This window comes from Micromonospora sp. NPDC049301, from assembly GCF_040678715.1.
Lineage (GTDB): Bacteria > Actinomycetota > Actinomycetes > Mycobacteriales > Micromonosporaceae > Micromonospora.
In genome coordinates, this window is record NZ_JBFAQO010000006.1 from 211,927 (window position 1) to 224,173 (window position 12,247).

Genomic DNA, 12,247 nt, shown 5'->3' on the forward strand with positions numbered 1-12,247 from the left:
CGGGGAGGGGCCTCGTCGGATCAGAGCTGGCGACCGGGTGCCAACCGGGTGGCGTCGCCACCGAGCCGCCCGGCGCCCTTGACCGGCTCGCCGTCGTTCGCCCGGACCCCGGCCTTGCTGGCCGTGCCGCCGAGCCGGACGATCATGGCGTCGGCGTCCCGGATCAGGACGTCCCGGATCTCCGCCTCACCCACCAGCGTGGCGTCGGCGGCGAGCGTACGGAACTCGGTCAGCTGCTTGATCGCCTTCGTGTCGTTGCCGGCCGCCTCGGCCTTACGGGCCGCGTCGAGCTTGGCCGTCAACTGCTTGTGTGCCTTGGCCGAGAGCCGCCCCGTCGCCTTGAACCGGTCCAGCAGGTTCTGCATGTCCCGGAACGAGGTGGTGACGAAGAACCGGACCGTCGAGGTGGTCTTGTTGCCCGCCTTGTCGGTCGCGGTCACGGTCAGCTCGTGCAGGCCGAGCGGCAGCTCGTACATGGCCTGCAGGGTGCCGCTGGCGTACGACCGGCCGTCCAGCTGACCGACCACGGTCGCGATGCCCGAGGTCGGGTCGACGGCCTGCCAGGACACCCGGACGTCCTGGCTGTCACCGTAGAGCTGGCCGTCGGCGATCCCCGACACCAGCAGCGTCGGCTTGGTGCCGTCGATGCGCAGCACCGCCGACTTGAGCGTCTCGGCGTTGCCCGCCTTGTCGGTGGCCCGGAACAGCAGCTCGTGCTGCCCGTCGCCGGTCACCTCGACCGGCGCCGAGTACGGCGTCCACGCGCCACCGTCCAGCGACCACTCCACCGTCTTCACGCCGGAACCGGCGTCGGTCGAGGTCAGCACCACCGGGATGGTCCCGTTGTGCCAACCGTCGTCGTTCGCCGGAGCGAACGTCGCCGAGGTGACCGGCGCGGTGGCGTCGATCTTGACCGTGACGGTCTTCGTCGGCTCCACGTTGCCCGCCTCGTCGGTCGAGCGGAACCGCACCTCGTGCTCGCCGTCGCCGCTGACCGCCACCGGAGCGGTGTAGTCCGTCCAGGTGGTGGCCCCGTCCAGCTGGTACGCCGTGCCGGCGAGCCCGCTGCCGCCGGCCTCGTCGGCGCCGGTCAGCGTGACCGTCACCGGCCCGGTGTACCAACCGTCGGTCGGGGTGCCGGACACCGTCGCGGTGGTCACCGGTGCGGTCTGGTCGGCCGCCTCGGTGGTGAGCCGGAAGTAGTCGAACCCGGCGGTCTTCGAGGCCGTCTGGTTGGCGCCCAGGGTGAACAGCCCGACCTTCGGGGTGGCCCCGACCGCGCTGTTGGTCAGCGTCGTCAACGCGGTCCAGGTCGTCCCGTCGGCCGAGTACGACGCGGTGAACGTGTCACCGGTGCGGGCCAGCCGCAGGTGCCACACCGCCGAGGTGAGGTTGGCCGCCTCCGGCTGCGGGTTCTGGACCGCCCCACCGATCTCGCTGCGGAACTCGATCCGCCGCGTCACCGGCTGGCCGACCTGGTTGTCGGCGATGTAGTCGAACTTCAGGTAGTTGTCGTCGTCGCCGTGCACGATCAGGCCGGCCTGCTGGTACTGCTCGTTCAGCAGGCTGCCGTCGACCTTCGTCTCCAGGGTCCAGTCGCCGGAGGGCGCGGTCTGGAGGATGAAGTTCTTCGGCCCGGTGTTGTCGCCGCCGTAGATGTCACCGTTGGGCACGTCGACCCGCAGCGCGCCACCGGTGACCCGGTAACCGTTCGGGTCCTCCCGCAGGATCGCGTTCCACCGGCACTTGTCCAGCGTGTCGCCGGTGAACTCGTCCGACGGCACGACCGGTCCGGCCGGGGCGTCCGGGGTGATCTGGAACCAGTCGAAGCTGGCGTCCACCACCGGCGCCTCGGTGCCGCCGTTGAGCGCGAAGAGCCCGATCCGCGGGTTGGTGATGCCGGCGAGCGCGGCCGACCGGCCGACCGGGGTGAAGGTCTGCCCGTCGGCCGAGACGGCGGCGGTCAGGTTCGTCCCGTCGCTGTTGAGCCGCAGGTGCAGGGTGTCACCGGCGGGTGCGGCGGTGCTGTCGGCGGCCTCGTTGCGCGGCGTCCCGGCGGTCTCCCGGATGAACTCCACCCGCCGGCTGCCCGAGTAGAGCAGGTCCAGCTTGGCGTAGTTGTCGTCGTCGCCGTACACCAGCAGGCCGGCCTGCTGGTAGTTGGTCGTCACCGGCAGGGTGACTCGGGTGGTCACCTGCCAGGCCCCGCTCGGAGCCGGCTGGAGCACCAGGTTGGTGGCGTCGTTGCGGCCGCCGTAGAGGTCACCCACCGAGGTGGGCAGCCGCAGCGCGCCACCGGAGACCGAGTAGAGCTGGTTCTCCCGGACCACGCTGGTCCACCGGCCCTTGTCGAGGCTGGCGCCGGTGAAGTCGTCCGAGCGCGCCCCGAAGCAGGACGTGTTCGGCGCGTCGACCCGCACCGGCACGGTGGCGTACGACTTCGCGCCCTTGCTGTCCGTCACGGTCAGGGTGGCCGTGAAGGTGCCCGGGCTGGTGTAGGTGTGGCTGGCGTCCAGGGTGGTCGCCGTGCCGCCGTCACCGAAGTCCCAGGCGTACGTCAGCGGGGTGTTGCCCTCGGCGTCGGTGGCCGTGCCGTCGAAGGCGACGGTGACCGGTGCCGTCCCGGTGGCCGGGGTGGCGGTGGCGCTGACCACCGGCGGCGCGTTCTCGGTGACGCCGCGGCCGAGGAAGTCCATCCAGTTGACGTTGAACAGCGACCCCGCGCCGCCGTTCGGGTCCCGGGCGACGAAGTACAGCGTGCCGCTCGCGGCGGTCACCGGCGCGGTCACGTCCGTGTACGTCTGCCACCCGCCGGTGCCCGGCACGGTCGCCGAGGCGACCAGGGGCCCGTCGACCGCGCCGGCCCGGACCTCGACCCGACCTCCGGCGACGGCCGAGGCGGCCCGGAACCGGATGTCGGTGACGTTGGTCAGGTTCGCCGGGGCGAGCGACCACCAGTCGCCGTCCTCGATGAAGCCGATGTTCTGGCCGCCGCCGGCGGTGTCGCCGCTGGTCTCGCGCTGCACGCCGGCGTCGCCGCCGCCGGTGCTCACCGGGGCCCGCCCGGTGGCGGTGAAGTACTCGGCCTGCTTGCGCTTGGGCTGCAACTGCTCGATGGCGCGGCCGGTGAGCGGGCCGGCCCCGCCAGCGCCGCCCTCGTCGGTGTAGGTGGCCTCGAAGACCGCGAACACGTTCGCCTCGGCGCCGTGCCCGGAGGCGAGCGACGTCTGGACGGTGCCGGTGCAGCCGGTGTGCTGCTCCAGCGGGTGGGCGTGCTCGTCGTGGCCGAGCAGCACCTGGAGCTGCACCCGGTCGCAGTCGATCTGCCCGTCCTCCGGGTCGGTCACCGTCACCGTGTAGCGGACCTGGTCACCCCAGTCGAAGAAGCCGCCGTCCGGCGGGAACTCGATGGTCACCGTCGGCGCGGTGTTGCCCACGGTGACCGGCACGTTGGCCACCGCCGTACGACCCTTCGGGTTGGTGACGGTGAGCTGGGCCGTGAAGCTGCCCGCCGTGGCGTACGTGTGCGTCGGGTTGGCCTCGGTGGAGGTCTGCCCGTCGCCGAAGGCCCAGGCGTAGGTGAGCGTGCCACCGTCCGGGTCCCGCGAACCGGCGCTGGAGAAGGTGACCGTCAACGGCGCGGGCCCCGAGGTCGGGGTTGCCGCCGCCACCGCGATCGGTGCGCGGTCACCGGCGATGTAGTCGATCCGGTAGACGCCGGAGTTGTCGTTGTTGCCGCCGAAGCCGCTGCCCCACTCGATCAGGTAGAGCGCGCCGTCCGGGCCGAACTCGAAGTCCATCGGCCGGATCATGCTCATCCCGGTGAGCAGCTGGTTGATGTCCACCAACGACTTCCCGTCGGCGGTCACCTGCATGGTGTACATCTTCGACTGGTTCCACTCGCCGAGCAGCGCCTTGCCGTCGTAGTACGCCGGCCACTTCCGGTCGGAGTCGAGGTCGGCGTCGTAGCGGTAGACCGGGCCGCCCATCGGGGCACCGCCGCCGCCGATCTCCGGGTACCGCGCGTCACCGGCGTACCCGTAGTCGACGGTCGCCGGGACGACCGGCGGGAGGTTGGTCAGGCCGGTGTTGTTGGGCGAGTTGTTCACCGGCGCGGCGCAGTCGAACTTCGCCCCGCTCGGGCCGGACGGGAACGTGTAGTCGTTGTACGCCTCGTTCGTCCCGGTGCAGTACGGCCAGCCGTAGTTGCCGGGGGTCACGATGTTCCACTCGACCAGACCCCGCGGGCCCCGGGTGGGGTTGTCCGCGTTGGCGTCCGGCCCGTAGTCCGCGACGTAGAGCGTCTTGGTCTTCGGGTCGGTGCCGATCCGGAACGGGTTGCGGAAGCCCATCGCGTAGATCTCGGGACGGGTCTTTTCGGTGCCCGGCGCGAAGAGGTTGCCGGCGGGGACGGTGTACGTCCCGTCGTCCTCCGGGTGGATCCGGATCACCTTGCCACGCAGGTCGTTCGTGTTGCCGGAGGTGCGCTGCGCGTCGTAGTCCTGACGGCCCGGCCGCTCGTCGATCGGCGTGTACGCGCTCGACTCGAACGGGTTGGTGTTGTCACCGGTGGCCAGGTAGAGGTTGCCGTCGCTGTCGAAGGCCATGCTGCCGCCGGCGTGGCAGCAGGTGTTGCGCTGGGTGTCGACCCGCAGCACCTGCTTCTCGCTGGCCGGGTCGATGGTGTCGCCGGTCACCGTGAACCGGGACAGCAGGTTGCGCGTGATCCCGTCGTTGGGGGCGTAGTAGAGGTAGACCCACTTGTTGGTGGCGAAGTCCGGGTCGAGCCGGATGCCGATCAGGCCGTCCTCGTTGCCGGTGAAGACGTCCAGGTCGACGGCCGTGACGGTGCTGCCGGTGTCCGGCTTGACGATCTGTACCCGGCCGTCGCGCTCGATGTAGAAGACCCGCCCGTCGGGCGCGATGTCCAGCTCCATCGGGTTGCTGGTGTTGCTGTCCAGCGCGACCTTCTCGAAGCTCGCGGTCTTCGAGGCGCCGCAGTCGGCGTCCGCGACACCGGCCGCGGTCCGGATGCCGCCGAGCAGGTGGGAGAGGAACTCCGGCTCGGCGTACGACTCCCGCGTGTGCCCACCGCCGGTGTACCAGGAACGGCCGCCGTCGAAGTCCTGACACCAGGCGGTCGGGTGGTCGGCGCCCATCGCACCCGCGCCCGGGGTGTAGCTCTTCTCGTCCAGGCTGGCCAGCACGTGCACGTCCGGCCGGGGGTTGGTCTGGAAGTTGTACCACTCGTCGAAGCGGGACCAGCGGTCCGGCAACTCGGCGGTGGACGGGTGGGCGTGGTCCTCCACCTTGACCGTGGCCTGCTGGTTCTGCGGGTGGTTGGCGAAGTACGCGCCGACCAGGTCGCCGTACCAGGCCCAGCTGTACTCGGTGTCCGAGGCGGCGTGGATGCCGACGTAACCGCCGCCGGCACGTACGTAACGCTCGAACGCGGCCTGCTGCTGGGCGTCCAGGACGTCGCCGGTGGTGGAGAGCCAGATCACGGCCTTGTACTTGGCCAGATTGGCGTCGGTGAACGCTCCGCCGTCCTCGGAACTGTCCACGGTGAATCCGTTGGCGGCACCGAGTTGTTGGATGGCGGCGATACCGGTGGGAATGGAGTCGTGGCGGAAGCCGGCCGTCTTGGAGAACACCAGGACGGAGAAGGGCTCTTCGGCTGCCTGGGCCGCCCGGGGGAGTGGCTGGGTGGCCGGGGCGGCCTGCACGACCGCTGGCGCGGCCTTCGCGGCCGGTGCGGCCTGCGCGGCGGGTGCCGCCTGCGCGGGCAGACCGAAGAGGGTCGTCGAGGCCAGGGCCAGGGAGATCAGGGTCGCAGTGATGGGTATGCGGGCACGACGAGAGTGGGACACGCCGCCTCCTAGGTCGCGGTGGACAGGAATCGCGGGGGCCGGCTCGCCGAAGACCGTCCCAGATGGAGCCGGTACGGGTGCCGTGCCAGGGCGCCCGCGCCAGCATTTTTGTCGAATCGCTGAACAAATTAATTCGGTTGGATCAATGTCGGGCAAGATGCCGGCGGGTAACGGTTCTGCAACGGCGGGCGACATTCCGAACAGGACCGTATGAAGCGCCCAGCGGATCTGGTCCGTCGCGGCCCGCCGACCCCGCCTTGGCAGCCGGCCGGAACTGTCGTACGGTGACACGCAAGTAACCCACGGGAGCCCGGTGTACCGGGCTGAGAGGGGGGCTGACAGCCCCCGACCGTCGAACCTGATCCGGGTAATGCCGGCGCAGGGAGGAGCGTTGCCGTGCCGTCCCTCGGGCGACTGCATCTGATCACCGACACCCGACCCGGGCGGGACCCGCTCACCGTGGTCCGGGCCGCCCTCACGGCGGCCCGCGCCGACCTGGTGGTGCAGGTCCGCGTCGAGGACTCCGCCACCGACCGCGAGGCGTACGACCTGGCCCGCCGGGTGCTGGCGCTCTGCACGCCGTACGGGGCGACCTGCCTGGTCAACGACCGGCTGCACGTGGCGCTGGCGGTGGGGGCCGCCGGCGGGCACGTCGGTGCCGAGGACCTGCCGGTCGCCGCCGCCCGCCGGGTGCTCGGCCCCACCGGCGTGCTGGGAGCCACCGCCCGGGCCCCGGAGACGGCGACCGCGGCGGTCGCCGAGGGGGCCAGCTACCTGGGCGTCGGGCCGTGCCACACGACCAGCACCAAGTCCGGTCTGCCCGATCCGATCGGCCCGGCCGGGCTGGGGGCGGTCACCGGCGCGGTGGACGTGCCGGTCATCGCGATCGGCGGGGTGACCGCCGCCCGGGTGCCGGCGCTGCGAGCCGCCGGGGCGTACGGGGTGGCGGTGGTCGGGGCGGTCTCCGCCGCCGCCGACGCGGCCCGTGCCACCGCCGAGCTGCTCGGAGCCCTGACGTGCTGACCGGCCGGTCCCCGTCGACGCCGTTCGACGATCGGGTCCGGCCGGACGTGGCGGTGGTGGGGGCGGGGCCGATCGGGCTGGCGATCGCCTGGCGGTGCGCATCCCGCGGGCTCCGGGTGGTGGTGCACGATCCGGCCCCCGGCTCGGGCGCGTCGGCGGTGGCCGCCGGCATGCTCTCCCCGGTGGCCGAGGCGTACTTCGGTGAGCGGCAGCTGACCGGGTTGCTGCTGGCGTCCGCCGCCCGCTGGCCGGCGTTCGCCGACGAGCTGACCGAGGCGAGCGGCGCCGAGCTGGGCTACCGGACCGAGGGCACCCTGATGGTCGGGCTGACCGGGGACGACCTGGCCGAGGCGCGCCGGCTCTGGGCGTACCAGCAGGGGCTGGACCTGCCGGTCACCCCGCTGCGCCCCACCGAGCTGCGCGACCGCGAGCCGGCGCTCGCGCCGCGGGTGCGCGGCGGGGCCCTCGCGCCCACCGATCACCAGGTCGACCCGCGGCTGCTGGTGCCGGCGCTGCGCACGGCCGCCCAGCGGGCCGGTGCGGTGCTCGTTCCGCAGGCGGTCCGGCATCTCTCCGAGGTGGACGCCCGGGTCACCGTGGTCGCCGCCGGCTGCGGCGCCGCCGCCCTCACCGGCCTGCCGGTGCGGCCGGTGAAGGGTCAGATCCTCCGGCTGCGCGCGCCCGGCGGCGCCGCGCCGGGCTTCCGGCACGTCATCCGGGGGTACGCCGACGGCGAGCCGGTCTACCTGGTGCCGCGCGCCGACGGCGAGGTGGTGCTCGGCGCGACGGTCGAGGAGCGGTCGGACACCACCGTCACCGCCGGCGCGGTGCTGCGCCTGCTCCGCGCCGGCGTCGACCTGCTGCCCGAGCTGGCCGAGTACGACCTGGTCGAGGCGGTCGCCGGACTGCGCCCGGGCACCCCGGACAACGCGCCGATCCTCGGGCCGCTGCCCGGCCGGCCGGACGTGCTGACCGCCACCGGGCACCACCGGCACGGCATCGTGCTCACCCCGGTCACCGCCGACCTGATCGCCGACCTGGTGACCACCGGCGTGGCCGACCCGCTGCTCACGCCCTTCCGCCCGGACCGTTTCGCGGGCACCGCGCCGGATCCCACCGCCGCTCCCGGTGCGGCCGACCTCGACGTGCCTGATCACACCCTGGAGGAGGACTCGTGAAGCTCACGGTGAACGGAGTCGGGCGAACCGTCGCGGGTGGCGCGTCGGTGGCCGACCTGGTCCGCGACGTCACCGGGCAGCAGCGCGGGGTCGCGGTCGCGGTCAACGGCGAGGTCGTGCCCCGGACCGGCTGGCCGGCCACGGTGCTGCAGGACGGCGACCGCGTCGAGGTGCTCACCGCCGCGCAGGGTGGGTGACCGGCATGTCGTTCGAGCTGGGTGGGACGACGTTCACCTCGCGGCTGATCCTCGGCACCGGCGGCGCCGCCAACCTGCACGTGTTGGAGCAGGCGATCCGGGCGTCCGGCACCGAGCTGGTCACGCTGGCGCTGCGCCGGGTGGACACCGCGCCGGGCTCCGCCGGTGGGCTGCTCGATCTGCTGGACCGGTGCGGGGTGCGGCTGCTGCCGAACACCGCCGGCTGCCACACGGCGACCGAGGCCGTGAAGGTGGCCCGGCTGGCCAGGGACGCGTTCGACACCGACTGGATCAAGCTGGAGGTGATCGGCGACGAGCGGACCCTGCTGCCCGACGGCGTCGAGCTGCTGCGCGCCGCCGAGGAACTGGTCGCCGACGGTTTCACCGTCCTGCCGTACACCAGCGACGACCCGGTGCTCGCCCGCCGGCTGGCCGACGTGGGCTGCGCCGCCGTGATGCCCGCCGGCGCGCCGATCGGCTCGGGGCTCGGCATCGGCAACCCGCACCACATCCGGCTGATCCGGCAGGGCGTGGACGTACCGGTGATCCTGGACGCCGGCATCGGCACCGCGTCCGACGCGGCGCTGGCGATGGAGCTGGGCTGCGACGCCGTCCTGCTGGCCAGCGCGGTCACCCGGGCCGCCGACCCGGTCGCGATGGCCACCGCGATGCGGTACGCGGTCGAGGCCGGTCGGCTGGCCGCCGGCGCCGGCCGGATCGCCCGCCGCTTCCACGCCCTCCCCTCCACCCCCGACGAGGGAAGGCCGGACCTGTGACCCCCACCCCACCTCCGTCGGCCGGGTGTGCCCCGCCAGATCTTGGAAGCGAACCGCCCCTGGTGGGGCCCGATCCTTCCAGGATCTCGGCGGGGACCGTGCCGTGGGGCGTCGTGGTGTTGACGGATCGGCTGGTGGCGCGAGCGCCGCTCGATCGGGTCGTGGCGGGGGCCGTCGCCGGGGGAGTGCGCTGGGTGGTGCTGCGGGAGAAGGACCTGCCCCGCGCCGAGCGCGCCGCCCTCGCCGTCGACCTGCGCGGGATCCTCGCCGACGTCGGCGGAACCCTGATCGTGGCGGGCCCCGACCCGCTCGACGGCGACGCCGTCCATCTGCCCTCCGCCGGCCCCTACCCACCACCGACCCTTCCGCTCGTCGGCCGCTCGTGCCACAACCAGGCCGAGCTGAGCCGACTCACCACCGAGCACTACGCGACGGTCTCCCCGGTCTGGCCAACGAAGACGAAGCCGGGTTACGGCCCACCCCTAGGACCGGACGGCCTGCGAAAGCTGGTCGAGGCCAGCCCAGTGCCCGTGCTGGCGCTCGGCGGAGTGGAAACCCCAGAACAGGTAACCGCCTGCGTCCAAGCAGGAGCCACCGGCGTAGCCGTACTAGGCGCACTCATGCGAGCCCGAGACCCCACCGAAACAGCCATCACCGTCACCACCGCCTATGCCGAGGCGGTCATCCCGGAGCTTCTCCAAGCCCGCGCGGAGGCACCCAGGTCCCCGCAGCCCCAAACCGCAACCAGGGAGGAGAAGTGACACCGCGCACCATCCTCACCATCGCCGGCTCGGACTCCGGAGGCGGCGCCGGCATCCAGGCCGACCTCAAGGTCTTCGCGGCGCTCGGCGCGTACGGCACCAGCGTCCTCACCGCGATCACCGCGCAGAACACCCGGGGCGTCGACGCGGTCCTGCCGCTGCCCCCGCGCACGGTCACCGAGCAGCTGGACAGCGTGCTCGCCGACTTCACGGTCGGTGCGGTCAAGACCGGGATGCTCGGCAATCCCGCCGTCGCCGACGCCGTGGCGGTCGCCGCCCGGGACGGCCGGCTGCCCCAGCTCGTCGTCGACCCGGTGCTGGTCGCCACCAGCGGCCACCGGCTCGGCGTGGTGGACGCGGTCGAGCGGCTCCTTCCGTACGCCAGGGTGGCGACGCCGAACTGCGCGGAGGCCGCGGCCATCACCGGGCGCCCGGTGGACGACGTGGCCGGGATGGTCGCGGCCGCCGAGGCCCTCGCGGCCGGTGGCCCGGAGTACGTGGTGGTCACCGGCGGCGACCTGGACGGTGGCGAGGCGGTCGACGTGCTGCACGGCGCCGGAAGCACCACCCTGCTGCGCGCGCCCCGGGTGGACACCCGGCACACCCACGGCACCGGGTGCTCGTTCTCGGCGGCGATCGCCGTGCGGCTCGCGCTGGGCGATCCGGTGCCGGCGGCGGTCGGGGTCGCCAAGGAGTACGTGCTCCGCGCACTGACCGGAGCGCGGGGTTGGGAGCTGGGCGCGGGCCGTGGGCCGCTGGATCACTTCGGCTGGTCCGCTTGATCACCAGGGAGGCTGTCATGCAGGCACGAGGCAAGGTGTACGTCGAGGGTTCGCGGCCGGATGTGCGGGTGCCGTTCGCCGAGGTGGCGCTGACCGGTGACCATCCGCCGGTGCGGCTCTACGACACGTCCGGTCCCGGCTCCGATCCGGAGGTGGGGCTGCCGCCGCTGCGCGGGCCGTGGATCGCCGAGCGGGGTGACGTCGCCCCGGTGCGGGGCGCGGGTACGCCGCTGGCGGCGGTGGCCGGACGCCGGCCGACCCAGCTCGCGTACGCGCGGGCCGGTGTGGTGACGCCGGAGATGCAGTTCGTGGCGATCCGGGAGAGCGTCGACCCGGAACTCGTCCGCGCCGAGATCGCCGCCGGTCGGGCGGTGCTGCCGCTCAACGTCAACCACCCGGAGTGCGAGCCGGCGATCATCGGCAAGGCGTTCCTGGTCAAGGTGAACGCCAACATCGGCACCTCGGCGGTCAGCTCGTCGGTGGCCGAGGAGGTGGAGAAGCTGACCTGGGCCACCTGCTGGGGTGCGGACACCGTGATGGACCTGTCCACCGGCAAGCGGATCCACGAGACCCGCGAGGCGATCGTGCGGAACTCGCCGGTGCCGATCGGGACGGTGCCGATCTACCAGGCCCTCGAGAAGGTCGGCGGCGACCCGGTGAAGCTGAGCTGGGAGGTGTTCCGGGACACCGTCATCGAGCAGGCCGAGCAGGGCGTCGACTACATGACGGTGCACGCCGGGGTGCTGCTGCCGTACGTGCCGCTGGCGGTGGACCGGGTGACCGGGATCGTCTCCCGAGGCGGCTCCATCATGGCCGCCTGGTGCCTGGCGCACCACGAGGAGAACTTCCTCTACACCAACTTCGCCGAGCTGTGCGAGCTGCTGGCCCGCTACGACGTGACCTTCTCTCTCGGCGACGGGCTGCGGCCCGGCTCCATCGCGGACGCCAACGACGAGGCGCAGTTCGCCGAGCTGCGCACCCTCGGCGAGCTGACCACTGTCGCCTGGGAGCACGACGTGCAGGTGATGATCGAGGGCCCCGGGCACGTGCCCATGCACAAGATCAAGGAGAACGTGGACCTCCAGCAGGAGTGGTGCCACGAGGCCCCGTTCTACACCCTCGGCCCGCTGACCACCGACATCGCGCCGGCGTACGACCACATCACCTCGGCGATCGGCGCCGCGATGATCGGCATGTTCGGCACCGCGATGCTCTGCTACGTCACCCCGAAGGAGCACCTCGGCCTGCCGGACCGCGACGACGTCAAGGCCGGCGTGATCGCGTACAAGATCGCTGCGCACGCGGCGGACCTGGCCAAGGGGCACCCCGGTGCGCAGGCGTGGGACGACGCGCTGTCGAAGGCGCGGTTCGAGTTCCGCTGGGAGGACCAGTTCAACCTTTCGCTGGACCCGGAGACGGCGCGTTCGTACCACGACGCCACGCTGCCCGCCGAGCCGGCGAAGACCGCGCACTTCTGCTCGATGTGCGGCCCGAAGTTCTGCTCCATGAAGATCAGCCAGGAGCTCAAGGAGTACGCCGCTCGTGGCATGAAGGACAAGTCGGAGGAGTTCGTCTCCGGCGGTGGTCGGGTCTACCTGCCCCTGGCCTGATCCGCCCGCCCTGCGCTGGCCGGCCGTTTCCGGGCGGGCCAGCGCGGGGC

General features: G+C 72.6%; 8 protein-coding genes and 1 riboswitch. Of the genes, 7 read left to right on the top strand and 1 reads right to left on the bottom strand.

Annotated elements, in window-relative coordinates; translation table 11 throughout:
* Positions 1 to 20: 20 nt before the first annotated feature.
* On the bottom strand, positions 21 to 5,870 hold the full coding sequence (locus tag AB0K07_RS19740; RefSeq protein ID WP_363756856.1) for a ThuA domain-containing protein: 5,850 nt from the start codon (positions 5,868 to 5,870) through the stop codon (positions 21 to 23).
* 292 nt (positions 5,871 to 6,162) lie between these two features.
* Positions 6,163 to 6,272, top strand: a riboswitch (TPP riboswitch).
* Here AB0K07_RS19740 and thiE point away from each other — a divergent pair.
* The 7 genes from thiE (at position 6,267) to thiC (ending at position 12,197) form a co-directional block, all read left to right on the top strand.
* On the top strand, positions 6,267 to 6,893 hold the full coding sequence (gene thiE / locus AB0K07_RS19745; protein WP_363756857.1) for a thiamine phosphate synthase: 627 nt from the start codon (positions 6,267 to 6,269) through the stop codon (positions 6,891 to 6,893). It overlaps the preceding riboswitch by 6 nt.
* Positions 6,890 to 8,071 carry a glycine oxidase ThiO gene (thiO, locus tag AB0K07_RS19750; protein ID WP_363757163.1) on the top strand — a complete coding sequence of 394 codons (1,182 nt, stop codon included), beginning with the start codon at positions 6,890 to 6,892 and terminating at the stop codon, positions 8,069 to 8,071. Before thiE ends, thiO begins: the two co-directional genes overlap by 4 nt.
* Positions 8,068 to 8,268, top strand: coding sequence for a sulfur carrier protein ThiS (gene thiS / locus AB0K07_RS19755; protein ID WP_363756858.1), 201 nt, complete (start codon positions 8,068 to 8,070; stop codon positions 8,266 to 8,268). The genes thiO and thiS overlap by 4 nt, the downstream gene beginning before the upstream one ends.
* Positions 8,265 to 9,044 carry a thiazole synthase gene (locus tag AB0K07_RS19760; protein ID WP_363756859.1) on the top strand — a complete coding sequence of 260 codons (780 nt, stop codon included), beginning with the start codon at positions 8,265 to 8,267 and terminating at the stop codon, positions 9,042 to 9,044. Before thiS ends, AB0K07_RS19760 begins: the two co-directional genes overlap by 4 nt.
* Positions 9,045 to 9,127: 83 nt before the next feature.
* Positions 9,128 to 9,805 (top strand): thiamine phosphate synthase, encoded by a 678-nt coding sequence (locus AB0K07_RS19765; RefSeq protein ID WP_363757164.1) that lies wholly within the window; start codon positions 9,128 to 9,130, stop codon positions 9,803 to 9,805.
* The gene (thiD, locus tag AB0K07_RS19770; RefSeq protein ID WP_363756860.1) at positions 9,802 to 10,587 is read left to right on the top strand and encodes a bifunctional hydroxymethylpyrimidine kinase/phosphomethylpyrimidine kinase; all 786 of its coding nucleotides are present in this window, start codon (positions 9,802 to 9,804) and stop codon (positions 10,585 to 10,587) included. The genes AB0K07_RS19765 and thiD overlap by 4 nt, the downstream gene beginning before the upstream one ends.
* A gap of 17 nt (positions 10,588 to 10,604) precedes the next feature.
* Positions 10,605 to 12,197, top strand: a complete 1,593-nt coding sequence (gene thiC / locus AB0K07_RS19775; RefSeq protein WP_363756861.1) for a phosphomethylpyrimidine synthase ThiC — start codon at positions 10,605 to 10,607, stop codon at positions 12,195 to 12,197.
* The last annotated feature ends 50 nt before the right edge of the window (positions 12,198 to 12,247 follow it).

Excerpts from the sequence above, each read along its gene's own strand:
- thiC (WP_363756861.1), top strand. The coding sequence starts at position 10,605 with ATGCAGGCACGAGGCAAGGTGTACGTCGAGGGTTCGCGGCCGGATGTG.